At 74.0% G+C, this 24,464-nt stretch carries 26 protein-coding genes; 11 read left to right on the top strand and 15 right to left on the bottom strand.

Annotation, left to right across the window (positions count from 1 at the left end; all coding sequences use genetic code 11):
- Positions 1 to 100 precede the first annotated feature (100 nt).
- Complete coding sequence (locus tag KBX43_RS07920) at positions 101 to 919, bottom strand: flagellar basal body protein FliL (RefSeq protein ID WP_187693500.1); 819 nt, start codon at positions 917 to 919, stop codon at positions 101 to 103.
- Positions 920 to 1,004: 85 nt separating this feature from the next.
- On the opposite strand from KBX43_RS07920, the gene KBX43_RS07915 reads away from it, so the two are divergent.
- Both KBX43_RS07915 and KBX43_RS07910 read left to right on the top strand, forming a co-directional pair.
- Positions 1,005 to 2,012 carry an EamA family transporter gene (locus KBX43_RS07915; protein ID WP_231915612.1) on the top strand — a complete coding sequence of 336 codons (1,008 nt, stop codon included), beginning with the start codon at positions 1,005 to 1,007 and terminating at the stop codon, positions 2,010 to 2,012.
- Positions 2,013 to 2,022: 10 nt separating this feature from the next.
- Complete coding sequence (locus KBX43_RS07910) at positions 2,023 to 2,652, top strand: A24 family peptidase (RefSeq protein WP_113974498.1); 630 nt, start codon at positions 2,023 to 2,025, stop codon at positions 2,650 to 2,652.
- A gap of 11 nt (positions 2,653 to 2,663) precedes the next feature.
- On the opposite strand, the gene KBX43_RS07905 is transcribed toward KBX43_RS07910, so the two are convergent.
- The 5 genes from KBX43_RS07905 to KBX43_RS07885 all read right to left on the bottom strand — a co-directional run bounded on the left by KBX43_RS07905 (position 2,664) and on the right by KBX43_RS07885 (position 9,402).
- A complete protein-coding gene (locus KBX43_RS07905; RefSeq protein WP_210883920.1) occupies positions 2,664 to 5,849 on the bottom strand; it encodes a UvrD-helicase domain-containing protein in 3,186 nt (1,061 codons plus the stop codon).
- Positions 5,850 to 5,943: 94 nt separating this feature from the next.
- Entirely contained in the window at positions 5,944 to 7,206 is a 1,263-nt protein-coding gene (locus KBX43_RS07900; protein WP_222949068.1) for a metallophosphoesterase, read from the bottom strand.
- Positions 7,207 to 7,226: 20 nt separating this feature from the next.
- On the bottom strand, positions 7,227 to 7,472 hold the full coding sequence (locus KBX43_RS07895) for a MoaD/ThiS family protein (RefSeq protein ID WP_043327712.1): 246 nt from the start codon (positions 7,470 to 7,472) through the stop codon (positions 7,227 to 7,229).
- 2 nt (positions 7,473 to 7,474) lie between these two features.
- The gene (gene moaA, locus KBX43_RS07890; protein ID WP_187693496.1) at positions 7,475 to 8,491 is read right to left on the bottom strand and encodes a GTP 3',8-cyclase MoaA; all 1,017 of its coding nucleotides are present in this window, start codon (positions 8,489 to 8,491) and stop codon (positions 7,475 to 7,477) included.
- Positions 8,488 to 9,402, bottom strand: coding sequence for a fructosamine kinase family protein (locus KBX43_RS07885; RefSeq protein WP_187693495.1), 915 nt, complete (start codon positions 9,400 to 9,402; stop codon positions 8,488 to 8,490). The genes moaA and KBX43_RS07885 overlap by 4 nt, the downstream gene beginning before the upstream one ends.
- Before the next feature lie 152 nt (positions 9,403 to 9,554).
- On the opposite strand from KBX43_RS07885, the gene KBX43_RS07880 reads away from it, so the two are divergent.
- Positions 9,555 to 10,664, top strand: a complete 1,110-nt coding sequence (locus tag KBX43_RS07880) for a DUF4192 domain-containing protein (RefSeq protein WP_187693494.1) — start codon at positions 9,555 to 9,557, stop codon at positions 10,662 to 10,664.
- Between the two features lie 4 nt (positions 10,665 to 10,668).
- Here the strand turns inward: KBX43_RS07880 and fdhD are convergent, their stop codons facing one another.
- Positions 10,669 to 11,523 carry a formate dehydrogenase accessory sulfurtransferase FdhD gene (fdhD, locus tag KBX43_RS07875; RefSeq protein ID WP_043327716.1) on the bottom strand — a complete coding sequence of 285 codons (855 nt, stop codon included), beginning with the start codon at positions 11,521 to 11,523 and terminating at the stop codon, positions 10,669 to 10,671.
- Positions 11,524 to 11,769: 246 nt separating this feature from the next.
- Between fdhD and KBX43_RS07870 the strand changes: the two genes are divergently transcribed.
- The 3 genes from KBX43_RS07870 to KBX43_RS07860 all read left to right on the top strand — a co-directional run bounded on the left by KBX43_RS07870 (position 11,770) and on the right by KBX43_RS07860 (position 13,930).
- Entirely contained in the window at positions 11,770 to 12,456 is a 687-nt protein-coding gene (locus KBX43_RS07870) for a molybdenum cofactor guanylyltransferase (protein ID WP_210883919.1), read from the top strand.
- Positions 12,453 to 12,710, top strand: a complete 258-nt coding sequence (locus KBX43_RS07865) for a DUF6457 domain-containing protein (protein ID WP_210869753.1) — start codon at positions 12,453 to 12,455, stop codon at positions 12,708 to 12,710. The genes KBX43_RS07870 and KBX43_RS07865 overlap by 4 nt, the downstream gene beginning before the upstream one ends.
- 65 nt (positions 12,711 to 12,775) lie before the next feature.
- On the top strand, positions 12,776 to 13,930 hold the full coding sequence (locus tag KBX43_RS07860) for a hypothetical protein (RefSeq protein ID WP_064448079.1): 1,155 nt from the start codon (positions 12,776 to 12,778) through the stop codon (positions 13,928 to 13,930).
- A gap of 6 nt (positions 13,931 to 13,936) precedes the next feature.
- Here KBX43_RS07860 and KBX43_RS07855 read toward each other — a convergent pair whose 3' ends face one another.
- Both KBX43_RS07855 and KBX43_RS07850 read right to left on the bottom strand, forming a co-directional pair.
- Positions 13,937 to 14,893, bottom strand: a complete 957-nt coding sequence (locus KBX43_RS07855; RefSeq protein WP_069089579.1) for a zinc-binding dehydrogenase — start codon at positions 14,891 to 14,893, stop codon at positions 13,937 to 13,939.
- Positions 14,894 to 14,948: 55 nt separating this feature from the next.
- Entirely contained in the window at positions 14,949 to 15,407 is a 459-nt protein-coding gene (locus tag KBX43_RS07850; RefSeq protein WP_030499444.1) for an Lrp/AsnC family transcriptional regulator, read from the bottom strand.
- 59 nt (positions 15,408 to 15,466) lie between these two features.
- Here KBX43_RS07850 and ddaH point away from each other — a divergent pair, with 59 nt between their 5' ends.
- Positions 15,467 to 16,300 carry a dimethylargininase gene (gene ddaH / locus KBX43_RS07845; RefSeq protein ID WP_176722883.1) on the top strand — a complete coding sequence of 278 codons (834 nt, stop codon included), beginning with the start codon at positions 15,467 to 15,469 and terminating at the stop codon, positions 16,298 to 16,300.
- Between the two features lie 67 nt (positions 16,301 to 16,367).
- On the opposite strand, the gene KBX43_RS07840 is transcribed toward ddaH, so the two are convergent.
- Positions 16,368 to 17,591 carry an ABC transporter substrate-binding protein gene (locus tag KBX43_RS07840; protein WP_043327721.1) on the bottom strand — a complete coding sequence of 408 codons (1,224 nt, stop codon included), beginning with the start codon at positions 17,589 to 17,591 and terminating at the stop codon, positions 16,368 to 16,370.
- 48 nt (positions 17,592 to 17,639) lie between these two features.
- A complete protein-coding gene (locus tag KBX43_RS07835) occupies positions 17,640 to 18,467 on the bottom strand; it encodes a S9 family peptidase (protein WP_210883914.1) in 828 nt (275 codons plus the stop codon).
- Between the two features lie 57 nt (positions 18,468 to 18,524).
- Here KBX43_RS07835 and KBX43_RS07830 point away from each other — a divergent pair, with 57 nt between their 5' ends.
- The gene (locus KBX43_RS07830; protein WP_043327723.1) at positions 18,525 to 19,115 is read left to right on the top strand and encodes a bacterial proteasome activator family protein; all 591 of its coding nucleotides are present in this window, start codon (positions 18,525 to 18,527) and stop codon (positions 19,113 to 19,115) included.
- Between the two features lie 35 nt (positions 19,116 to 19,150).
- On the opposite strand, the gene KBX43_RS07825 is transcribed toward KBX43_RS07830, so the two are convergent.
- The 3 genes from KBX43_RS07825 to KBX43_RS07815 form a co-directional block, all read right to left on the bottom strand.
- Positions 19,151 to 19,963, bottom strand: a complete 813-nt coding sequence (locus KBX43_RS07825; RefSeq protein ID WP_210883912.1) for an HAD family hydrolase — start codon at positions 19,961 to 19,963, stop codon at positions 19,151 to 19,153.
- Positions 19,963 to 20,784: an HAD family hydrolase gene (locus KBX43_RS07820; protein WP_043327725.1), complete on the bottom strand. Its 822-nt coding sequence runs from the start codon at positions 20,782 to 20,784 to the stop codon at positions 19,963 to 19,965. Before KBX43_RS07820 ends, KBX43_RS07825 begins: the two co-directional genes overlap by 1 nt.
- Before the next feature lie 155 nt (positions 20,785 to 20,939).
- Entirely contained in the window at positions 20,940 to 21,632 is a 693-nt protein-coding gene (locus KBX43_RS07815; protein WP_307851483.1) for a hypothetical protein, read from the bottom strand.
- 162 nt (positions 21,633 to 21,794) lie between these two features.
- Between KBX43_RS07815 and KBX43_RS07810 the strand changes: the two genes are divergently transcribed.
- The 3 genes from KBX43_RS07810 (at position 21,795) to KBX43_RS07800 (ending at position 23,463) form a co-directional block, all read left to right on the top strand.
- Entirely contained in the window at positions 21,795 to 22,223 is a 429-nt protein-coding gene (locus KBX43_RS07810) for an OsmC family protein (RefSeq protein WP_013289315.1), read from the top strand.
- An 89-nt stretch (positions 22,224 to 22,312) separates the two neighbouring features.
- Positions 22,313 to 22,657 (top strand): metallopeptidase family protein, encoded by a 345-nt coding sequence (locus KBX43_RS07805; RefSeq protein WP_176722904.1) that lies wholly within the window; start codon positions 22,313 to 22,315, stop codon positions 22,655 to 22,657.
- Between the two features lie 86 nt (positions 22,658 to 22,743).
- On the top strand, positions 22,744 to 23,463 hold the full coding sequence (locus KBX43_RS07800; protein ID WP_043327727.1) for an AIM24 family protein: 720 nt from the start codon (positions 22,744 to 22,746) through the stop codon (positions 23,461 to 23,463).
- A 43-nt stretch (positions 23,464 to 23,506) separates the two neighbouring features.
- Here KBX43_RS07800 and pheA read toward each other — a convergent pair whose 3' ends face one another.
- Positions 23,507 to 24,463, bottom strand: a complete 957-nt coding sequence (pheA, locus tag KBX43_RS07795; RefSeq protein ID WP_043327728.1) for a prephenate dehydratase — start codon at positions 24,461 to 24,463, stop codon at positions 23,507 to 23,509.
- Between the last annotated feature and the right edge of the window lies 1 nt (position 24,464).

The raw sequence follows: 24,464 nt of genomic DNA, 5'->3' as shown, positions 1-24,464 counted from the left end.
GCTACCGCGTGTCGGTCTCGACATAAAACTAGGGCTGTCTAGCGTGAAAGCTAGACAGCCCTAGTTTTGGTTACCGACGAGCCGGGGCGTCAGTGGCGCGTCAGCGGCGCTTCAGGCAGAGCACGAAGTCGAGCGTGTCCAGCTCACTGTCGAAGAAGTACCAGTCGGTGTACCCGTCGACCTTCCCGCACTTCGCCTCCGCGTCCTTCTTGCCGCTCGTCGCGCCGTCGATGCGCCGCAGCACCTCGTACGTCTTCGGGGCGCAGTCGGCGATCACCAGCTTCGGCTGACCGCCGCCACCCTCGTTGGCGACGCACTGGCCCGCCTTCACGAAACGCGGATCGGTCGAGGAGGCCGGCGCGGGCGCGGTCGGCGTGGCCTCCGCCGGATCGCTCGGCGCCGCCTCGGTCGGATCAGCGGCCGGCGCGGTGGCCGCCGTCGTCCCGGCGGTCGGGCTCTCCTCGTCCCGGCCGAGCATCCAGTACGCCCCGGCGCCGCCGAGCAGCAGCACCGCCAGCACGACCACCACCACCAGCAGCGGGCCCTTGCCGCGCTTCGGCGGCGTCGGCTCGGCGTACTGCGGCTCCCCGCCGTACTGCGGCCCGGCGTAGGGGTCGGCCGGGTGACCCTGCCGCGGTGGGCCGGGGGACCACGCCGGCGCCGGCTCGTAGCGCTGCGTCGGCGGGCCGTACTGATCGGCCGGCGGGCCGTACCGGTCGGCGGGCCCGTACTGCTGGGCCGGCGGCCCGTACTGATCGGCCGGCGGGCCGTACGGTTGCGCGCCCGGCGGGCCGTACTGCGGGTCGTGACGCGGATCGGGCTGCGCGGCGTAGCGGGGATCGGGCTGCGGGGCGTAGCCGTCGTCGGGCCGTCCCCAGGGGTCGGGGGAGCCGCCGCCCGGTGGACCGAAGTTCGACATGAACGCCTCCTGCGTACGCCAGTGCTGAGAGGCCGGCCACCAACTGGGGACGCCGACGCCGTGGTCACCGTAGCGTGGACCCTCGATGAGCTCACGCCCCACGAGTGCGACGAACGCTGTCGATTCCGCGACGCCGCCGACACGCACCGCCCTGATCTGGACCGCACTCGTGCTGGTCTACCTGCTCTGGGGCTCGACGTACCTGGGCATCCGGGTCGCCGTCGAGTCCCTGCCGCCGCTCATCTCCGCGGCGATGCGGTTCGCCGGCGCGGCCGTGGTGCTCGCCGTGGTGCTGCGCCTGCGGCGCGGGCCCGGCGCGCTGCGGGTGCCCGTGCGCCGCGTCGGCTCCGCCGCGCTGATCGGCGTGCTGCTGCTCGCCGGCGGAAACGGACTGGTGGTGCTCGCCGAGTCGGGTCCGGCCGGCACCGCGGTTCCCTCGGGCGTGGCCGCGCTGCTGGTGGCCACCGTGCCGCTGCTGGTGGTGGTGCTGCGGACCGTGGGCGGGGACCGGCCCCGGCCGTGGACGTTCCTCGGGGTGGCGCTCGGGTTCGCCGGCCTCGTCGTGCTGGTGCTGCCCCGCGACGGCGTGGACGGCGTGCCGGTGGCCGGCGCGCTCACAGTGGTCGCGGCCGCCACCAGCTGGTCGGTCGGCTCGTACCTGTCCGGGCGGATCCGGATGCCCGCCGACCCGTTCGTGGCCACCGTCTACGAGATGCTGGCCGGCGCGGCGGTGCTCGCGCTCGTCGGCGTCGCCCGCGGCGAGCTGCGCGGATTCAGCTTCGCCGAGGTGACCGGGCGGTCCTGGGCGGCGCTGGCGTACCTGATGGTGGCCGGTTCGCTCGTCGCCTTCACCGCGTACGTCTGGCTGCTCGCGCACGCGCCGATCTCCCTGGTCTCCACGTACGCGTACGTGAACCCGGTGGTCGCGGTGGCGCTCGGCGCGTTGTTCGTCGCCGAGCCGATCACCTCGCAGGTGCTGCTGGGCGGTGCGATCATCGTGGTCGGCGTGGCGGTGGTGGTGAGCACCGAGCGACCCCGCCGGTCCCCGCCACCAGCCGTCGACGGGGCAGCCGGGGAACCCGCCGGGCGGTAGCGTCCCGCCCGTGTCGGCGCTGCTGGTGACAGGGGCCGCGCTGGTGGGCGCGTCGGCCGGGTGGGTGGCCGTACCGGTCGGCCGGTCGTTCGTCACAGTTCCCGCCGGCGACGCTCCGCGCCGGGGCGCGTTCGCGCTGGCCGGCGCCGTGGCGTTCGGCGGGCTCGCCGCCACCCGGGCCGCCGACCCGGCGCTGCCCGCGCTGCTGCTGGTCGCCGCCGTCGGGCTGGCGCTCGCGGTCACCGACGTGACAGCGCTGCGGCTGCCCGACCCGCTCGTCGGCATGGTCGCGCTCGGCGGCGGGCTCGGCCTCACCGCTGCCACGGCGGCGACCGGCGAACCGCGCCGCCTGGCCGTCGCGGTGGCCGGGGCCGCGCTCTCCTTCCTCGGGTACGCGCTGCTGGCGCTGCTGCCCCGGGCCCGGCTCGGCTTCGGCGACGTGAAGCTCGCCGCCGCGCTCGGGTTGCCGCTGGGCTGGCTCGGCTGGCCGGCGCTGCGCCTCGGGCTGCTCCTGCCGCACGTGCTCGCCGGAGTCGCGGTGCTCGTCCTGCTCGCCGCCGGCCGGGTACGCCGGGACACGCCGGTGCCGTTCGGCCCGGCGCTGCTCGGCGGCGCGTGGCTCGCCGCCGTCCTCAGCTGAGGCGTGCCCGGTCAGATCAGCCGGAGCTGGTGGTCCTTCGGGCGGCGGGGCTCGGTCGCGTCCAGGCGCTCGAACAACGCCGGGTCGATCACGTCGAGGAACGGCGACGGGCGGGTGTCGCGTTCCGCGCCGTGCCGGGCACGGCGGCCCGCGTGGCTGACGTAGAGCCGGTCCTGCGCCCGGGTCAGCCCGACGAAGAACAGCCGCCGCTCCTCGGCCACCGCGTCGTCGTCCGGCTCGCTTCCGGGCCAGCGCAGCGGCAGCAGCCCGTCCTCGGCCCCGACCAGGAACACCACCGGGAACTCCAGGCCCTTCGCGGCGTGCAGCGTCAGCAGCGTGACCGCCTCGGCGCGCGGGTCCAGCGCGTCCACCTCCGCGCCGGTGGCGAGCTGGTTGAGGAACAGTTCCAGGTCGTCGTCGCAGCGCCGGGCCAGCGGGGTGAGCAGGTCCACCGCCGTGCGGACGTCCTCGGGGCGTACCGCGCCGGAGCCGTCGAGCGTCGGCACCGCGAAGCGCTCGGCCAGGATCTGCCCGGCCTGGCGTACCCGGGCGGGGAGCGAACCGTCCAGACCGGCGTGGCGCAGCTCGCGGGCGATGGCCGGCACGCCGGGACGGTCCCGCAGCCGGTCGTGCGAGCGCTTCTGCACCGGGATGTTCGCCCGGGCCAGCGCGTCCACGATCGGCGCGGCCTGCGCGTCCGTGCGGTACAGCACCGCGATGTCGGAGAAGGACAGCGACGTGGTCCGCCCGTCGATCCGCCCCGAGTCCAGCGAGCGGTGGGACAGGCCACCGACCAGCTCGTCCACGGTACGGACCACGAAGTCGGCCTCGTCGTACGGCGAAGCCGCCGCGTACCGGCCGACCAGCGGCGCCTCCGGGTCGAGCCGGGCCGGGTCGAGGCGACGGCCCCGCACCAGCGACGACGGCGCGATGGCCTGCACCGCGGCGGCCAGGATCGGCGCCGAGGAGCGGTAGTTGCGGTTCAGCCGGACCAGCCGCGCGTCGGTGAAGTCCTGCGAGAAGCGCAGGAAGTAGCCCACGTCGGCGCCCCGGAACGAGTAGATCGCCTGGTCCGGGTCACCGATCGCGCAGAGGTTCCCGTCCGGCGGGCTGAGCAGCCGCAGCAGGTCGTACTGCACCGCGTCGACGTCCTGGTACTCGTCGACGAAAATCCACTTCCACCGCTCGCGGTACTCGCGGACCAGCTTCCGGTCCCCCTTGAGCAGCGACACCGGCAGCGTCAGCAGCTCGTCCAGGTCGACCAGGTCCCGCTTGCGCAGCAACGCCGCGTACCGCTCGTCGTCGTCACCGGCCTCCGCGCGCGCCGCCGCCCGGTCCGCGTCGTCGGCGATCCGGAAGTCCGCCGGCAGCCCCGCCGCCGCCGCGTTCTCCCGCAGCACGGTCAGGCCCAGCGAGTGGAACGTACCCACAGTGACGTCCTCGGCGACCGGGCCGAGCAGCCCGTCCAGCCGGTGCCGCAGCTCCTCGGCCGCCCGCCGGGTGAACGTGATCGCCAGGCACTGATCGGGGAAGACGTTCAACTCCGCGCACAGGTACGCGATCCGGTGGGTGAGCGTGCGGGTCTTCCCGGTGCCCGGACCGGCCACGATCAGCAGCGGACCACCGGGCGCCGACGCGGCCACCCGCTGCATCGCGTCCAGCCGGTCCAGCAGGCCGGTGCCGACCTCCTCCATCCCGGCGAGCATCGGCTCGAACGGCTCGTGCGGGGACGGCGGCGTCGCGATCGGAGGTGCGGGCGGCGGCGTCCGCTTCGGCTCCGGCCGGACCGCCGCCGGGCGCTTGGCCTTCGGCTTCGGCGCCGGCTCCGCAGGCCGCCGCTGCGCGGGCACCGGTACGTCGAACAGCGTCTCCTGCCCCGCCCCGGCACCCGGGCCGCCCAGTTCCGCCGGGTCGAACAGCGTGATCACGCCGTACTCCCCGTCGTAGCCCGGCACCCGGCGCACGTCGCCGCGGCGCAGCCGGCCGATGCCCTCCGCGAGCAGCTCGCCGCCGACCCGGCCGATCTCCTCCACCGGGGTACGGGTCAGGATCTCCAGCTCCGGGCCGAGCGCGGCGACCAGCTCGTTGAGCTTGCCCTCGACCTTCTTCGACCGCGCGCCGACCCGGTTCAGCTCGCCCAGGATCTCGGCCAGCGGCACCAGGTGGGTCACCTCGCGCGCGTGCGCCGGACGGTGCCCCTCCGGCCGGTCCGCCAGCTCCTCCACCCGGCTGAGTACGCCCACGGTGAGCGGCTTGCCGCACTCCGGGCAGCGTCCGCCCGCCGCACGGGTCCGCTGCGGCGGCCAGTTCACCCCGCACAACCGGTGCCCGTCGGCGTGGTACTTGCCCTCCTCCGGGAAGAACTCGACAGTTCCGGCGAGCCCGTTCCCGGTGCGCAGCGCCTCGCGGATCGCGAAGTAGTCACGGTCGGCGGTGAGGACCGTGGCCTCCCGGGCCAGAGCCGGCGGCGAGTGCGCGTCCGAGTTGGACACCAGCTGATAGCGGTCCAGGCTGCCGACCCGCCAGTTCATCTCCGGGTCGGACGACAGGCCGGTCTCCACCGCGAAGATGTGCTCGGCCAGATCCGCGTAGCAGTCGGCGATCGCGTCGAAGCCCGACTTCGAGCCGAGCGCGGAGAACCACGGCGTCCAGATGTGTGCCGGCACCAGATAGCCGTCCGGACTCGCCTCCAGCGTGATCTCCAGCAGGTCGCGGGAGTCCAGCCCGAGGATCGGCCGCCCGTCCGAGCCGAGGTTGCCGATCCGGCCCAGCGCGGTGTTGAACCGGGCCACCGCGTCCAGGTCCGGCAGGTAGATCAGGTGGTGCACCTTCCGGGTGCGGTCGTCGCGCTTGTAGATCGTGGAGATCTCCACGCTCAGCATGAACCGGACCGGGTCCGCCTCCGCCTCACTGGCGAGCCGGGGCGGCAGCCGCCGGGCGACGTCCCGCTCCGCCTCGGGCGCGAGGCGGTACAGGCCCGGCTCGGCCGGGTGCAGCGTCTCGCGCAGGTGGTCGTACCAGGCGGGATGGGTGAAGTCGCCGGTGCCGAGCACGCCGATGCCCTTGCGCCGGGCCCACCAGGCCAGGTTCGGCAGGGTCAGGTCGCGGCTGCACGCACGCGAGTACTTCGAGTGGATGTGCAGGTCCGCCACGTACGGCGGGAGGCCACCGGAGGGTGCGGCGCTGAACGGAGGCACGCCGCATCCTGTCACGTCCGGTCCCCCGCCCGCCCGCCGCCACGCGAACGGGTGACCTGAGCAATGCGGTGCTGGACTCGGCGGCGGGTGCGCGCTATGGGGCGCGCAGCTCCACGAGCGTCACCTGGGGAGGCGCGCCCACCCGCACCGGCGGACCCCAGAAACCGGCGCCGTTCGTGACGTAGACCTTCGTGCCGTCGATCTCGCCGAGACCGGAGACCACCGGCTGTTCGAGCTTCACCGCCAGGTTGAACGGCACCATCTGGCCGCCGTGCGTGTGCCCGGAGAGCTGGAGGTCGACGCCGAACTTCGCCGCCTCCTGCGCGGCCACCGGCTGGTGCGCCAGCAGCACGACCGGCCGACTCGGGTCACGGTCGCCGAGCGCGGCGGCGTAGTCGGCGGGCGCGGCCACCCCGGTGCCGGCGGCGCTCACGTCGTTCACCCCGGCCAGGTCCAGCACGCCGCCCCGGGCCTGGATCTCCTGCCGCTCGTTCTGCAGCACGCGCAGGCCGAGCCGGTCCACCTCGCGGACCCACTCCTCCACGCCGGAGTAGTACTCGTGGTTGCCGGTGACGAAGAAGCTGCCGTACCGGGACCGCAGGTCACGCAGCGGTTCGGCGGCCTCCCCCAGCTCGGCCACCGTGCCGTCGACCAGGTCACCGACCACGGCGACCAGGTCGGCGTCCATCCGGTTGATCATCGCGACGATCCGCTCGGTGTGCGCCCGGCCGCGCAGCGGCCCGAGGTGGATGTCGGAGACGGTGGCGATGCGCAGCCCGTCCATGCTCCGGGGCAGCTTGGCCAGCGGGATCTGCACCCGGTCGAGCTGCGGCGGACCGATGGCGGTGCGGACGCCGTACCCGGTGACGCCGGCGGCGGTGAGCCCGGCGAAGATCGCCGCCCCGCGCGCGAGCAGCAGCCGCCGGGAGGGGTCGTGGTCCGGCGCGAGGGCGCCGGCCGGTGGCGCGTCGGCGCTGTCGACCGGCGGTGGCGTCGCACCCTCCGCCGTCGCCGCGCCCACGAGTGCGGGCTCGGGCTCCGGGCCGGTGGCGACCACCGAGCGGGCGCGGCGGCGCAGCACCAGCCGGACCACTGCGGTCGGCACTTCGAGCACCAGCAGGATCACCAGCAGGTAGAACATGAGCGCGACCCAGAGGTAACCGGGCCAGGCCAGCCAGTACCAGCCGTTGCGGGTGCCCGCCAGAGTCACCGGTACGAGCACCGCCAGCGCCGCGATCGCCACCCCGCCGACCCGGCGCCACCGCCCCGGGCGCGTGGTGTCCCGGACCAGCCGCTTCCACAGGTAGAAGTGGATCAGGCCGATCACGAGCACGACGAAGCCCAGGAATGTCGCCATGGCCAGCACGTGTGCCCCCCTCAGCCGCCCGCGAAGGGCGGCAGCACGTCCACCGTCACCCCGGCCGGCAACAGCGCCCGTCGATCATGACAGGCCACGCCGTCGACCAGGAAACTCGCCGCCTTCAGCACCACCGCGAGGCGTTCGCCGTGGCGGGCGGCCAGGTCATCGAGGAGTTCGTCCAGGGACCGGCCGGCGGATGCGGTCTCCTCGGAGAGTCCGGCCGCCGCGCGGGCGCCGGCGAAGTAGCGGACGGTCAGCTCCACCCTCAGCCTCCGATCGCGGACATCGAACGCGCGGGCTGGAGGAACGTCGGATCGTCGATGCCGTGACCGGCCCGCTTGGCCCACATCGCGGCGCGCCAGCGCCGGGCCAGCTCCTCGTCGTCCGCGCCGTCGCGCAACGCGCCGCGCAGGTCCGACTCCTCCGTGGCGAACAGGCAGTTGCGCACCTGGCCGTCGGCGGTGAGCCGGGTGCGGTCGCAGTCGCCGCAGAACGGCCGGGTCACGCTGGCGATCACCCCGACCCGGGCCGGCCCGCCGTCCACCAGCCACGTCTCGGCCGGTGCCGCGCCCCGCTCGGAAGGGTCCGGCGTCAACGCGAACGCGGCCTTCAGGGAGGCCAGGATCTCGTCGGCGGTGACCATGGTCGAGCGGTCCCAGCCGTGCTGCGCGTCGAGCGGCATCTGCTCGATGAACCGCAGCTCGTAGCCGTGCGCGAGCGCGAACCGGAGCAGCGCGGGCGCCTCGTCGTCGTTCGTGCCCCGCATGAGCACCGAGTTGACCTTCACCGGGGTCAGCCCGGCTTCGGCGGCCCCGGTCAGCCCGGCGAGCACGTCGGCGAGCCGGTCGCGGCGGGTCAGCGCGGTGAACCGGTCGCGGTCCAGCGTGTCGAGCGAGACGTTGACGCGGTCCAGCCCGGCGTCGCGCAGCGCCGACGCCATGCGGGCCAGGCCGATGCCGTTCGTGGTCAGCGAGATGCGCGGCCGGGGCGTGAGCGCGGCGACCGCCGCCACGATGCCGGGCAGGCCGGGCCGGATGAGCGGCTCACCGCCGGTGAAGCGCACCTCGGTGATGCCGAGCCGGGTCACCGCGACACCCACCAGCCGGACGATCTCGTCGTCGGTGAGCAGCTGCGGACCGGACAGCCAGGGCAGGCCCTCGGCCGGCATGCAGTAGGTGCAGCGCAGGTTGCACTTGTCGGTCAGCGAGACCCGCAGGTCCCGGGCGACGCGGCCGTACCGGTCGGCGAGGACGCCGTCGGTCGTCGTCCGGGGGGCGCTCATCCGTCGACCGTAGCGCGGTCGAGGCCCCGGAGGGCGGCCCGGGCGGTGGCGGCCACCGCGTTCGCGTACGCCGCGCCGAAGATCGCGGTGTGCACGAGCAGCAGGTGCAGCTGATGCAGCGGCACCCGTTCCCGCCAGCCGTCGGCCAGCGGCCATGCCTCCCGGTAGGCGGCCAGGACGCGGTCCAGGTGAGGCGGGCCGCCGAAGAGGGCGAGCTGCGCCAGGTCGGTCTCGCGGTGCCCGCCGTGCGCGGCCGGGTCGACCAGCCAGACCCGGTCGTCGGCGCCCCAGAGCAGGTTGCCGGGCCAGAGATCGCCGTGCACCCGGGCCGGCGGCTCGTCACCGCCGAACTCGCCGATCCGGGCGACGACCTGCTCGACCAGCGCCGCCCCGGAACCGTCGAGCGCGCCGCCGTCGACCGAACTGCGTAGGTAGGGCAGGAGGCGGCGCCGGGCGAACCAGTCCGGCCAGGGACCGGGATCGGGCGTGTTGTCCTGCGGCAGCGCACCGATGAACCCGGCCCAGTCCGCGCCGAACGCGGGCGCCCCGGCCCGGTGCAGCCCGGCCAGGTCACGCCCGAACGCCTCCGCGGCCTCCGGCGTCGGCTCGCCCGGCTCCACCCAGTCGAGCGCGAGCAGATCGGGCAACGCCACGATCACCTCCGGCACCGGCACCGAACCCGCCTCGCGCAGCCAGCGCAGCCCGGCCGCCTCGGTGGCGAAGAAGCCCTCCGGCAGTGGACGCGCCGCCCGCTCCGGCCACGTCTTGGCGAACACCGAGTGCCCGTCGTCCAGCGTGAGCCGGGAAGCGGCGCAGATGTCGCCGCCGGAGACCGGGGTCTCCCGGATCCGCTGGTGGGTCAGGAAGGTCGGCAGGTGCTCCGGGTGTGCCCGCAGGTACGCCAGGTCCATGAGCGCAAGGTAGCGGGTACCCCGGACAACCGTGGGGCAAGCGACGCCACGGATCGCCCCTGACCTGGACCGATACGCTCCGTATCTGTGGACGGACCGCGTGTCGTCCACAGGGGCGGACGCGGTGGCACTCCACCGCCCACGCTCCCGGCATGAACTCCACCGAGCAACCCCGCCTCTCCGTCCGCTCGCCCGCCGACATGGTCACGGCCGTGCCCTACCTGCTCGGCTTCCACCCGGCCGACAGCGTCGTGGTGGTCGCGGTACGCGGCCGGCGCGTCGTCTTCGCCGCCCGGGGAGACCTGCCCGCGCCCGGCGCCGACCCCGGCCCGGCGGCCCGGCACCTGGCACACGTGGTGGCCCGGCAGGACGCCGACGCCGCCACAGTCGTCGGCTACGGTCCGGCCGCCCGGGTGACCGGTGCCGTGGACGCGATCGGCGACGCGCTGACCGCTGCCGGCCTGGTCGTGCTCGACGCCCTGCGGGTCACCGACGGCCGCTGGTGGTCGTACCTGTGCGCCGAGCCGTCCTGCTGCCCGCCCGAGGGCACCCCGTACGACCCGGCCGCCAGCCAGGTCAGCGCCGCGGCCGTGTTCGCCGGCCAGGTCGCCCTGCCCGACCGGGCCGCGCTGGCCGCGCAGGTGTCCCCGCTCGACGGGCCGGTACGCCTCGCCATGCGCCGGGCCACCGGCCGGGCCCGTCTGCGCCTGGCCGCGCTCACCGGCGGGACGCCCGCGCAGTCCGGCCGGAGCCCGGAGGCCGGCAGTTCCGTGCCGGGGGACGGTGATGTGCGGGCCGACGGTGGAGGTCCGGAGGATTCACCACGCGCGGTGCGGAGCGCGGGCACGGCGGCGGTGCGGGCCGCGTTCCGCAGGCAGCGGCGTGGCGAGCGGCTCGACGACGACGAGGTGGCCTGGCTGACCGTCCTGCTCACCCACATCCCGGTACGCGATCACGCCTGGTCCCGGACCGACGGCCGGGACGCCGACATCAGCCTCTGGACCGACGTGACGCGGCGTGCCGAGCCGGACCTGATCGCCGCGCCGGGCTGCCTGCTCGCGTTCTCCGCCTGGCGCTCCGGGCACGGGGCGCTGGCGGCTGTCGCCCTGGAACGGGTGCTGTCCGCCCACCCCGGCTATTCGCTCGCGCTGCTGCTCGACGAGGCGCTTCGGCGCGGGGTGGCCCCGTCCGAGCTGGACGGCTGGCCCGGTTCCGACGGAGGCCCGGTGCTGCGCCGTCGCCGTCGCCGTCCACGGCGCTGAGCCGTCAGCCGCCGATCCGGGCCGCCCCGGTGTAGACGTTCATGGTCGGCCCGCGCAGGAAGCCGACAAGCGTCATCCCGGCCTCCTCGGCCAGCTCGACGGCGAGCGTGCTGGGCGCGGACACCGCGGCGAGCAGCGGCACGCCCGCCATCCACGCCTTCTGGGTGAGTTCGAAACTGGCCCGCCCGGAGACCAGCAGCACGTGCCCGGCCAGCGGCAACCGCCCCTCCCGGGCGGCCCAGCCGATCACCTTGTCCACCGCGTTGTGCCGCCCGACGTCCTCCCGCAGCACCACCATCTCCCCGTCGGCGGTGAAGAGGCCGGCCGCGTGCAGGCCGCCGGTGCGGTCGAAGGCGCGCTGCGCGGCCCGCAGCCGGTCCGGCAGCGCGGCCAGCAACTCGGCGGTGACCACCAGCGGGTCGTCCCGCACGGCGAACCGCGAACGGGTACGCACCGACTCGATGCTCGCCTTGCCGCACACGCCGCACGAACTGGTGGTGTAGAAGTTGCGCGACGGATCGGTGACCGGCTCCGGAACACCGGGGGTGAGCGCCACGTCGACCACGTTGTAGGTGTTCGGGGTCTCCGCGCCGGCGCAGAGCTGTGCGGTGTGCACGTCCTCGGCCGACCGGATCAGTCCTTCGGTGAGCAGGAAGCCGATCGCCAGGTCCAGATCGTCGCCGGGCGTACGCATAGTCACCGCGAGCGGCCGACGCCGACCCGGCCCGGCCGCGCCCACGCGGATCTCCAGTGGCTCCTCCGCGGCCAGGGTGTCCTGGCGGCGGATCCGGCCCCGGCCCTCGCCCGTCGCGTCGAGGTCGATCCGCAGCACGCTCCGCCGGTCTGTCGCCCGTCCCATCCCGCCATCCTCCCCGGCCCCTCCACTGCCCGCACCCCACCCCACTCCTTCACGTGCCCCGCCGGCCCAGCCGATCATGATCGACACCAGATCGCCGAAGTGGCGGTATCGGACGGCCCCGGATGCCGCCACTTCGGCGAGATGGAGTTGATCAACGTCGGAAAACCGCCAGCGAAGCCGGGCACGGGCCCGGGCCTCGTGTCCGAGCCGGGATTCGACGGTCGTGGCCGTGGATAGGGTGAGGCGGTGACGGGGTACGCGGCGGTGGTCCTTGCCGGTGGCGCGGCCCGGCGGATGGGCGGCGTCGACAAACCGGCCCGTCCGGTCGGCGGCCGGCCGATGCTGCACCGGGTACTGGCCGCGGTGGCCGACGCGGACCAGCGGATCGTGGTCGGCCCGTCCGGTCCGGTGCCCGGCGGCGTCCGGACGACACGTGAGGAGCCACCCGGTGGCGGGCCGGTGGCCGCCATTGCGGCCGGGCTGGCGCTGCTCGACCCGGGTACGACAACAGTCGCCCTGCTCGCCGCCGATCTCCCGCTGCTCACCGCCGCCGCCGTGACCGAGCTGCGGCGCGCCCTCGACACCCCGGCCGCCGAGCGGGAACACGATCGGGCCGCCGAGCGGGAACGCGAACCGGCCGCCGAGCGGGCATCAACGCTCCCCCCGCGCGGACCGACCGTCGCCCTCGCCTGTTACGTGGACGGCGACGGCCGCCGCCAGCAGCTCTGCGCGGTGTGGCGGTTACCGGCCCTGCGGGCCGCCCTCGACCGGCTCGCCGCGACGCGGGGCGGCACCCTCGACGGGGCGCCGGTACGCGGACTGCTGACCGGTGTCGCCGTACGCGAGGTGTCGTGGTCCGGCTCGGGTCCTCCGCCCTGGTTCGACTGCGACACTGACGAGGACGTACGCCGGGCGGAGGAGTGGTCGAGATGACGGTGCTGGACGACTGGGTCACGGCGGTCTGCGCCGAGCTGGACCTGGACCCGGCCGGGGTGCCGGTGCCGACAGTGCTGGACGTGGCCCGGGACGTGGCGCATCAGGTGGTCCGGCCGGGGGCGCCGGTCACCGCGTACCTGTTGGGGGTGGCGGTGGGGCGCGGGGCGGACCCGGCGGCGGCGGCCGAGCGGCTCAGCGCGCTGGCCGGCTCGTGGCCGGTGGATCTGGGTGGGTCCATGCCCGCGGAATAGCGCCTTGCGCGTGATTCGGTGGCCGCCGCGCGTGGGTAGGGTGGCGGGGACGGACGGAGGCGATCATGACGGCAGACCACCCCTCGGCGCCGGTCGACAAGCCTGCCGGCAGCGCGCCGGAGCATCACGCCGCCGGCAGCGCGCCGGAACACCACGCCACCGGCAGCGCGCCGGAGCATCACGAGTCGATCCTGCTCGACGAGCCGACCACCGCTGATCTGCGGGCCAAGGTCACCGAGGCCTGGCGTGAGTTCGCGCGGGCGCTCGCCGAGCGGCTACGCGCACTGCCCGCCGGTGGTCACCTGGAGGTGACACTCGATCCGACCGCCTCCGGCACCGGGGACGCCGTCTACTCGGTGAGCGTGGACGCGGGCGAGGAGGGTCGCCTCTCGGCCCGGGCGGTCGGCAACGCCACGCTGCCCCAGGGCTACCGGTTGGACCGGGCGGCGGTGGCCGACATGGTGGCGCTCGGCTGGTCGCCGCCGGGCGTGGTGCCGGGTTCCGGTGAGCAGTTCGGGCTGGACTGCGGCACCGACGAGGCGACCCGGCTGGCCGCCGTGCTGTCCCGGACGCTGCGTGACGTCTACGGCGCCCCGCATCCCGCCTTCCTCGTCTACCTGGTGCACGACACCGAGGGTGAGCCGTTGCCGGTGGAGCCGCTCGGTACCGCCCGCAGCGAGTTCGGCCCGGACCGCGACGTCGAGGCCGACCTGGACGAGGCGTTGGCCGCGGCGGCGGCCGCGCAGTCCGGCGAGAACGACGTGCTGGCCCTGGAGGAGCGGGTCCGCACCGTCGTGTCGACCATGCTGAAGTCCGCGTCCGACCAGCTTCAGGTCGACTCCGACGGTGACATCAACATCCGGGCCGGCTCGGCCATGGTGTTCGTCCGGGTGCGCGACAACCCGCCGCTCGTGGACGTCTTCTCGCCGGTGCTGACCGAGGTCGAGCCGACCGAGCGCCTGTACGTGAAGCTGTCCGAGTTGACCAACCGGATGCCGATCGGGCGGCTCTACTGCGCCGACGACACGGTGTGGGCCTCGATTCCGGTGTTCGGCCGCAACTTCCAGCCCACCCACCTGATGCTCGCGGTGCAGGTGATGACCGGTCTTGCGGACGAGCTGGACGACCGTCTGCACGGCGAGTTCGGCGGCAAGCGCTTCTTCGGCGAGGGGGACAAGCCGGCGCGGGCCGAGGAGCACCGCACCGGCATGTACCTCTGAGCCGGGTCAGCGCACGTCGAGCAGGGTCTTGCCGACGGTCTGCCGGGCCTCGATCGCGGCGTGCGCGTCGGCGGCCCGTTCCAGCGGGAAGCGCTGCCCGATCTGCGGTCGCAGCCGGCCGGCGGCGCCCTCGGCGAGCGCCGCCTCGGTGAGGGCGCGCAGTTCGTCCGGGCCGGGCCGTGGGCTCAGCAGCGTGACGCCGCGTGCGGTGGCCGCCTCGGCCGGGATGTCCGCCCAGGCGCCGCCGGCGAGCCCGAAGCTGAGCATCCGCCCGCCCGGGTCGAGCAGGTCGAACGCCTCCCGGGCGAGCGGTCCGCCCACGCCGTCGAACACCACGTCGACCGCGCCGACGGCGTCCCGGACCCGGCCGGTCCAGCCGGGCTGCCGGTAGTCGACTGCCAGGTCGAGGCCGGCCGCGCGGAGCCCGGCCACCTTCGCCGGGCCGCCGGCGGCGGCCACCACCGTCGCCCCGGACGCCGCCGCCAACTGCGTGAGCAGCGACCCGACGCCGCCGGCCGCCGCCTCCACCAGGACCCGGTCGCCGCGCCGCAGCCCGGCCGCCCGGGCCAGCATCAGGGCGGTCCGGCCGTCGGCCATCAGCGCCACCGCCGCGTCCAGGGCCAACCCCGGGGGTACGGGGACAGGGGCGCTCCGGTCGACCACGACGCGCTCGGCGTACCCGCCGGTGCCGCCGGTGGCGGTGACCACGACGCGCCCGGCGAGCGCCGGATCGACGCCGGGTCCGAGTTCGGTGATCGTCCCGCCGACGCCGTTGCCGGGGATCAGTGGCAGTTCGGCGTCGAACGGCCCGAAGCCGGTGGCCCGGAACATCGTCTCGACGAACGTGATGTTCGCGTGTGCCACGTCGACGAGCACCTGGCCCGGTCCGGGTGCCGGATCGGGTGCCGTCCCGGGCACGAGCACCTCCGGTCCGCCGAACTCCCGCAGCCACACCGCACGCATACCGCCCCCTCGCTTCGAGCCGGTCACCAGTGCACGACATGAAGCGAGGTTGAGGTCAAGGCGTGGACGGTCCGACGCCGGGGGACTCGACCAGCCGGGAGAGCACGATGGTGCTGCGGGACGAGGTGACGAACGATTCGGCGCGGAGCCGCTCCAGCGCCTCCTCCAGGTGCGAGATGTCCGCGGCGCGCAGGTGCACGAGCGCGTCGGCCTCGCCGGAGACGGTGTACGCGCCGACCACTTCGGGGTGCCGTCGGGCGGCGGCGCCGATCTGTGCCGGGGTGGTCCGGCCGGCGCAGAACAGCTCGACGAACGCCTCGGTGGTCCAGCCGACAGCGGCCGGGTCGACGACGGCGGTGAATCCCCGGATCACCCCGGCGGACCGGAGTCGGTCGACCCGTCGCTTGACGGCGGGGGCGGAGAGTGACACCCGGGTGCCGATGTCCGCGTACGAGGCGCGGGCGTCAGCCACGAGCAACGCAATGATTCGCTGGTCTACCGCGTCTATCTGCAACGTTCTGCTCCCGGGAAGCAATGCTTGTGGCTGTTACCAAAGTTGTACCGTACCTACTCTTGGTGACCGTGAACCAGCAGCGAGTCTCGCGAAAGCGGACATATCTCATGTGCTCGCCCGAGCACTTCACGGTCGAGTACGCGATCAACCCGTGGATGGACGTGACCACGGCGGTCGACGCCGACCTGGCGGTCAAGCAGTGGGACCGGCTGCGGGAGACGCTCGTCGGGCTCGGCCACGACGTGCACCTGCTCACGCCCGAGGCGGGGCTGCCGGACATGGTCTACGCGGCGAACGGCGCGTTCGTGGTCGACGGCACCGTCTACGGCGCCCGGTTCAAGCACGAGCAGCGGACCGCCGAGGCCGCCGCGCACCGGGCGTTCTACGAGGAGCAGGGCTGGCGGTTCATCGCCCCGAACGAGACCAACGAGGGCGAGGGCGACTTCGCGTACCTGCCGGAGGCCCACGGCGGCCTGATCCTCGCCGGGCACGGCTTCCGGACCGAACCGGCCGCGCACGCCGAGGCGCAGGAGGCGCTCGGCCGCCCGGTGGTCTCGCTGCGCCTGATCGACCCGCGCTTCTACCACCTGGACGTGGCGCTCGCCTCGATCGACGACGAGAACATCGTCTACTACCCGGGCGCCTTCTCCGCCGCCAGCCAGAAGGTGCTGGCCCAGCTGTTCCCGGACGCGATCGTCGCCGACGACGAGGACGCGCTGGCGTTCGGCCTGAACCTGGTCAGCGACGGGCTCAACGTGGTGCTGAACAACGAGGCGACGCGGCTGGCCGGCAAGTTGAAGGCGGCCGGCTACCACCCGGTCCCGGTGGAGCTGTCCGAGCTGAAGAAGGGCGGTGGCAGCGTGAAGTGCTGCATCGCCGAACTGCGGCACTGAGCCACGCCTCGGCGCGAAGGGCGGCCTCCCGGTGGGGAGACCGCCCTTCGTCGCGTACGGGGGCCGGTCAGCCGAGCGTGGCCAGCTCGTTGATCACGATGTTGGACAGCAGTCGGCCGTCGGTCTGCACCCGGCGCAGGTACCACTTCTGCTGCGGGGTACGGGTCTGGTTGAACTGCCAGGGGCCGCGCGGGCTGTCCACCTGGCCGACCTTGCCGAGCGCCAGGTTGACCTGCTGCGGGGACGGGTTCGCCCCGGCCAGCCGGATCGCCTTGTCCAGCACCAGCGCGGCGTCGTAGGAGGCCATCGCGTACGTGGTCGGCGCGGAGTTGAACGTCTTCCGGTACGCCGAGGCGAAGATCCGGTTCGCGGTGTTGTTGAGATCGGCCGAGTAGTTGAGCGCGGTCTCGATGCCGTTCGCCTCGATCAGCTTGCGGTCGCGGCCCTTCTCACCGTCGTCGAGCTGGTCCAGCGCGGTGCCCTCGGTGAGGAACCCGGGGGCGTAGATCGGCCCCCGGTAGCCCAGGGCGTAGAGCTGCTTGACGAACTGGACGGCCTGGGCGCCCGAGTAGTGGCAGAAGACCGCGTCCGGCTTCCGCTCCAGCGCCTTGCGGATCGGCCCGGCGTAGAGATTCCGCGAGGGGTTGTCGGAGTCGTCGGTGTAGATCGGGTCCTCGGTGAGCCGGCGACCCCGCTCGTACGCGCGCCGCAGCCCTTCGACGACGTCCTGGCTGCCCTGGCCGCGGGTGCCGAAGATGGCGATGCGGCTCGACGCGTCGAGCTTCTGGCGCAGGTACTCCCCGAGCGCCTCGCCCGGCTCGGTCAGCACGTACGACGTGCGCCAGATGTAGACGACGCCCTGCAGCGTCGAGGGGGAGGCGTTGGAGCCGATCAGCGGCACCCGGGCCTGCTCGACCGAGTCCTTGATGCCGGTCATCACGGTGGGGCTGACCACGCCGGTGAGCGCGAGCACGCCCTCCTTGATCAGCCGCTCCACGGCGGCCTTGCCGCTGGCGGCGGTGGAGCCCTCCTCGGCCGGCACCAGCGTGACCGGATGGCCGGCGATCTGCTGGCCGCGCAGGCGGAGGTAGAGCTGGAAGCCGTTGGTGATCTCGTCGCCGATGGCCTTGTTCGCCCCGCTGCCGGGCACGATCAGCCCGATCTTGATCGGGCTGCCGGATCCGGCCTGCTCCCCGGTGTCGTCCTCCCCGGAGCCGCAACCCGCCGCCAGTCCGGTGGTGCCCAGCGCGGCCAGCAGTTGCAGAGCCCGCCTGCGGTTCATCTGTGCCACCGATTTCCTTCCCGACGGGGTGGCCATGGTGCACACCCCTTCGGCGTTCTACCTGGTCGGCGACGCTGCGTCAATGCCCGGAAGATCATCGTGAAGCGACCGCAACGCCTGTGTCACCCGGGGCCAGGCGGCCGCCTCCGGGTCGATCAGCCCGAAATGCTCGCATTCAGGCAGCTCAATCAAGGTGGAAGTGCCGCCGGCAGCCCGGTCGGCGGCCACCCAGGATCGGCTGATCGAGGTGGGAACCTGAAGATCCTGCTTGCCATGCACGACTACGGTCCGTGTTCGCATGGGTACGAAATTCGACGGATCCGCGTCCGCGTACCGGTCCGGCACGTCCTCCGGGGAGCCGCCGAGCAGCGCGGCCACCGCCCCGCCGTCCAGGTCCAGCCGGTACGCCTGCGCGAGGTCGGCCACCGGGGCCAGCGCGACCACCCCGGCGACCGTCTCCGGGGCGCGCGCGGCCACGTACAGGGCCAGGTGCCCGCCCGCGGAATGGCCGATCAGGATCGGCGGTACGGGCGCCACCCGGCCGGGCAGCGCGGCGGCGGCCAGACCGGGCAGGGCGGCGACCCCGGTGCGGACGTCGGTGAGGGTGTGCGGCCAGCCGCCGCCGGGCTGGCCGGTCCGGCGGTACTCGATCTGCGCGACCGGGTGGCCGAGCGCGGCCAGCGCCGCCGCCATCGGGCCGGTGTGGGCCCTGTCGTACTCGGCCCGCCAGAAACCGCCGTGCACCACGACCACGAGCGGCCGGGCCGGCCCGTCGCCGGCGGGCCGGCGCAGGTCGGCGAGCTGGTCCGGGTGGTCGCCGTAGGCGACTGTGGCGTCCGGCGGCGGAGACGGGCGGGTCAGCACCTCGCGTGGGTCGGAGAGCATGCGGCGACGGTAGCTCCCTCCGGTCCGGCCGCGTGCACATGGTCGGCGTGGGTAAAGATGGGTGCCATGACCGAAGCGCATTCCGGACGGGACGACGAGCAGGGCAACGATGGCATCCCCGGCACCGTGGTGGTGGTCGGGCCGGACGGCCGCCCGGTCGGCACGGTGCAGACCGACGAGGAGGGCAAGGGCGAGGACCCGACCCGCCTGGTCGAGCAGCCGGCCAAGGTGATGCGGATCGGCAGCATGATCAAGCAGCTGCTGGAGGAGGTGAAGGCGGCGCCGCTGGACGACGCCAGCCGGAACCGGATGCGGGAGATCCACGAGCGCTCGATCGTCGAGCTGAAGGAGGGCCTCGCGCCCGAGCTGCGCGAGGAGCTGGAGCGGCTCTCGCTGCCGTTCACCGAGCGGCAGACGCCGAGCGAGGGCGAGCTGCGGATCGCGCACGCCCAGCTCGTGGGCTGGCTGGAGGGCCTGTTCCACGGCATCCAGGCCGCGCTGGTGGCCCAGCAGATGGCCGCCCGTGTCCAGCTGGAGCAGATGCGCTCGGGTCGTCAGGCGCTGCCCAGCGGCCCCGGCGGCGTGATCCCGGGCATGCCCGGGATGCCCGGCGCCGGCGAGGGCCACGCGCCCGGCCAGTACCTGTGACCCGTCGGCCGGGGCGCGTCACGCGCCCCGGCCACTCAGTCCAGCTCGAAGACCTTCTCCAGGTACGCCGCCACGCCGTCCTCGGTGTTCGGCCCGGTGACCTCGTGCGCGATCTCCCGTACCGCCGGGTGGGCGTTGGCGACCGCCACCGCGCGTCCGGCCCAGGCCAGCATCGGCACGTCGTTGGGCATGTCGCCGAAGGCCAGCACGTCCCGCTCGCCGACGCCCAGCCGTTCCGCGTACCAGGCCAGGCCGGCCGCCTTCGTCACGCCGGCGGCCGAGATCTCGATCAGCCCGCTGTACGACGAGTGGGTCGCCTCGGCCAGCCCCTCCAGCGCGCCCGCCACCACCTGCACGAAGACGTCCGGGTCCTGCTCACCGGCGCGCGCCAGTAGCTTCACCGCGGGTGCGGCCAGCAGTTCCTCCGGCGACTCGACGGCCCGGATGGCGTCGAGGTCGGCGTCCCAGCGCAGCGGGTAGTGCGCCTCGTGCCGCATCTGCCGGCTGTCCACGATCTCCACCGCGAGACTGACCCCGGGCACCTCGGCCCGTAGTCGCCGGGCCACCTCCGCCAGCAGTTCCGGGGCGAGCGGGTCGGCCCGCAGCACCTGGTCGGTGACCGGGTCGTACACCACCGCGCCGTTCGCGCAGATCGCCGGCAGCGGCGCGGCGAGCTGCTCGTACACCATTTGCAGCCAGCGGATCGGACGGCCGGTGACCAGGACCACCGGCGTGCCGGCGGCGGCGATGTGGGCCAGCACGCCGGCGGTACGCGGGCTGAGCGTCCGGTCGTCGCGCAGCAGCGTGCCGTCGATGTCGGAGGCGACGAGCCGAGGTGGATCTTCCATCACCGGGACAGTAGTCGGTCCAGGTAGACGGCCACCCCGTCGTCGTCGTTGCGCAAGGTGATCTCGTCCGCCGCGGCGCGTACCTCCGGGTGGGCGTTCGCCACCGCCACCCGCGCCCACCCGGCCCAGTCGAACATCGGCAGGTCGTTCGGCTGGTCGCCGAAGACCAGCACGTCGGCCGGGTCGACGCCGAGCCGCTCGGCGATCACGCTCAGGCCGCTGGCCTTGTCGGTGCGGGGCGGGCAGATCTCGATGAAGCCGAGCCCGGCCTGGGTGAGCGTGGCCACCTCCGGCGGCACGATCGCCCGGGCGGCGGCCAGCAGCTCGTCCACGTGGTGGTCGGCGGTACGCGCGAACGCCTTGATCACGTCGCAGGACAGGCACTCCATCCGGCTGCGCGCCTCGAACCGGTCCGGGTAGGGCCAGCTCGGGTGGTAGTCGCCCCACAGCGGCGCGTCGTGCTCGTCCGACGCCTCGACCATCACGGTGAGCGGGCCGACCGCCGCCTCCAGGTCGGTGAGGATCCGGGCCAGCACCTCGCCGGGCAGCCGCTCGTCGCGCAGCACCAGCGGCCCGTCGGGGTCGCTCTGGTCCACCACCCGGCCGCCACCGGCCATCACCAGGAAGTCGGCGGCCCGGATGTCGTTACGGGTCAGCTCGGTCAGGCGCGGTCCGCGGCCGGTCGCGCCGACCACCGGAATCCCGGCGGACCGCACCCGGTCCAGCACCCGGTGGGTGTACGCGGAGACGGTCTCGTCGCTGCGGACGAGCGTGCCGTCGAGGTCGGTGGCGATCAGCTTGGGCAGTCCCGGGCGGGTCATGGTTCCTCCTTCGCCCGCGCCGTCACGCCGGCCGACCAGGTCTTCGGTGCCGCGACCACGGGACGGCGGGCAGCAACCGTATCTCGCGGAACGGGCGGCAACCACGGCTTTCCGGCGAATCGGAGGCGAAGCCGCGGTGGCCGACGTATGCGGCGTCAGCGGGACCGGTCGGGGTCCGCGAACGGCACCGTGGGCTGCACCGTCAGGTCCGCGGGGGCCGGCGGCAGGTCGTCCGTGGCGGCGCGCCCCCGCCAGGCGGGCCGGTCGTCCGGGTGGTCGTGGTCCGGTTCCTCGTCGGCGGGCGTGTCCCCGGCGCTCCGGCCGGCCAGGTGCAGCGCGGCGGCCAGCAGCGCCACGGCGAGGAACGCGGTGACCAGGCCGCGCCCGTGCTCCACGTCGAGGCGCTGGTCCCCGACGAAGAACAGGATGCGCCGGGCCAGCTGCTCGAGGGAGGCGGCGGTCGCGACCAGCACGCCGAGCACGCCCGCCGACAGGCCCAGCCCGGCGAGCGCGGCGTGCCGACGGACCGCCGGGGCGCCGCGCAGCGCCAGAGCCAGCGCCACGGACAGCCCGAGCAGGCCCACCAGGTACGCCACCCCGAACCCGCCGATCTCGGAGATGCCACTGGTCAGCCGGGTGGGCGCGTCGTCGTCCCGGGCCTCGGCCGGCACCGTGATGATCAGCCACTCGCCGATCAGCGAGGCGACAGCGGCCACCGTGGCGAGCCCGGCGAGCACTGTCGGCAGGCGGCGGTCCCGGCCCAGGGCGGCGAGCGAGCGTCCGGCCCGGCCGGGGGACTCCGGCTCGGCGTCACCCCACTCGACGACAGCGGTGTCGTCGTCCCGCACGGGGATTCGCTTCTCCTGGCGGGGGACGGGGAGATCCTGTGACATGGCCACCCTTCCCGTACGCGGGCCTGCGTCGAATCATGGCACAGCACACACCCGACGGCCCGGATCGTGGTCCACAGGTGCGGTGCGACGCGGCCCGCTTTCGCGTAGCGTCGTGCCATGCCTATCCGTACCGCATCCGCTCGCTGGCAGGGCAACCTCACCGAGGGGTCCGGCACCGTCCGCACCGGCAAGGGCGGCCTGTCCGGCAACTACTCCTTCAAGTCGCGCTTCGAGGAGGGCGAGGGCACCAACCCCGAGGAGCTGATCGGCGCCGCGCACGCCGGCTGCTTCTCGATGGCGCTGTCCAAGCAGCTCGCCGACGCCGGCGCCCAGGAAACGGCGGTGGAGACCACCGCCAAGGTGCACTTCGACAAGACCGACGCCGGCATGACAGTCACCCGGATCGACCTGGAGACCGTCGGTCAGGTTCCGGGCATCGACCAGGCCGAGTTCACCAAGCTGGCCGAGGCGGCCAAGGAGAACTGCCCGATCTCCCGGCTGCTGTCGCCGGGCGCGCAGATCACGCTGAACGCCCGCCTGGCCTGACCATCACGTACGGCACGGCGGGGGTGTCCTGCGGGCCGCCCTCGCCGTGTGACGTGCCGATTCTGGGGGAGTGACCGGGCCGCGTGGCCGTGGAGATGAGCCGGGACCGGTTCGAGGAACTGGTCGGCGAGGCACTCGACGAGGTGCCCGAGGAGCTGCTCGGGCTCATGAGCAACGTGGTCATCCTGGTCGAGGACGACCCGCCGCCGGGCGAGGACCTGCTCGGCCTGTACGAGGGGCACGCGCTCACCGATCGCGGCTGGGACTACTCCGGCGTGCTGCCCGACCGCATCCTGATCTACCGCAATCCGATCCTGGCGATCTGCGACACCGACGACGACGTCGTCGAGGAGGTCGCGGTGACCGTGGTGCACGAGATCGCCCACCATTTCGGCATCGACGACGAGCGTCTGCACGCCCTGGGCTGGGGCTGACCGGGTCCCCGCCCGGCTGATTCCGGCGGTTGCGCCGGTCCCCTAACCTCCGTGGTCAGGCACATTCTGACCCAGGAGGAAAACCCATGCGCAGCGCGCTGTTCTCCGCGGAGAACCTTGAGAAGGAGTCCCAGCAGCCGGGCATGCGGTTGCAGAACTCCAAGATGCTGAAGATCGAGCTGAACGGCGAGGCGATGGCCCGCGTCGGCTCGATGGTCGCCTACCAGGGCCAGGTGCAGTTCCAGGCCCTCGGCTCCGGCGGCATCGGCAAGTTCATCAAGCAGCGCCTCACCGGTGAGGGCGTGCCGCTGATGAAGGTCTCCGGGCGCGGCGACGTGTTCCTCGCCGACTTCGCCAAGGACGTGCACGTCATCGACCTGGAGCCGGGCGACGCGCTGTCCATCAACGGCTCCAGCGTGCTGGCCTTCGACTCGACCCTGCAGTACGACATCAAGATGGTCGGCGGCGCCGGTTTCGCGTCCTCCTCCGGCCTGTTCAACTGCGTGTTCACCGGGCACGGCCGGATCGCCATCACCACCAAGGGCACCCCGGTGGTGCTCAACGTGGACGCGCCGACGTACGTGGACCCGCAGGCGGCGGTCTGCTGGTCGGCGAACCTCCAGACCGGCTACCACCGCGCCGAGCAGCTCGGCCTCGGCACGCTGCTCGGCCGCAGCACCGGTGAGGCGTTCACGATGAGCTTCGCCGGTCAGGGTTTCGTCGTCGTCCAGCCCTCGGAGGAGCCTCCGGTGGCCGGCAGCGGCACCCAGCAGCAGGGCGGCGTGCTCGGCGGCCTGCTGCAGTGACCATCCGGTGCCCGGGGCGCCCGCCGTGGTCGCCCCGGGCCGGTCAGCTCAGCTCGCCGGACCGCAGCCGGGCCACCCAGGCCGCCGCGTCGGCGTAGTCGAGGTCGGAGGGCCCGGTGGACGCCGCCGCCGACCGGTCACCCGCCGCCGCGTTCCAGCGGTGCCGGGGGTACGACCCCAGGAACCGCACGTCGGCGCAGACCCGGCGCAGCCCCTGCAACGCCTCGCCGAGGCGTACGTCGGCGACGTGCCCGGCACAGTCCAGGAAGAACACGTACCGGCCGAGCGCCTCACCGGTGGGGCGGGACTCGATGCGGGTCATGTTCACGCCCCGCACCGCCAGTTCCATGAGCACCGCCAGCAGCGCGCCCACCCGGTCGTGCGCGATGTAGACGGCCAGCGAGGTGAGGTCGTCACCGGTCGGCGGCGGAGGCGGCCCGGGGCGGGACACCAGCGCGAAGCGGGTCACCGCGTCCGGGTGGTCGGCGATCTTGTCGGCGAGGACCGCCAGCCGGTGCCGGGTCGCGCCGATCGGGGCGCAGATGGCGGCGTCGTACTCGCCGCTCGCCGCGCCGGCCGCTGCGGCGCCGTTGGAGAGCACGTCGACAACTGTGGCGTCGGGCAGGTGCTCGCGCAGCCAGCCCCGGCACTGGGTGGACGCCTGCGGGTGGGCGGCCACGCCGCGCACGTCGGCGAGCGTGGTGCCGGGCCGGGCGGCGAGCACGAACTCCACCGGCAGGACGACCTCGCGGGTGATCACCAACGGGTCGCCCTCGGCCAGCTCGTCGAGCGTCACGCCGACGGCGCCGCCGATGGAGTTCTCCAGCGGCACCAGGGCCGCATCCGCGTCGCCGGCGCGTACCGCGTCGAGCGCCTCGCCGACGCTGCGCGCCGGTGTGCGCTCCCCGCGTTCGGCGGCGGGCACCGTTCGCAGGGCCTGTTCGGCGAAGGTGCCCTCGGGGCCCAGGTAGACGAAGCGGGTCGGCGGTGTTCCCGGCATG

Source organism: Micromonospora sp. C41, from assembly GCF_018070485.1.
Taxonomy (GTDB): Bacteria; Actinomycetota; Actinomycetes; order Mycobacteriales; family Micromonosporaceae; genus Micromonospora; species Micromonospora chalcea.
This window is presented reverse-complemented; position numbering and strand designations above follow the sequence as displayed.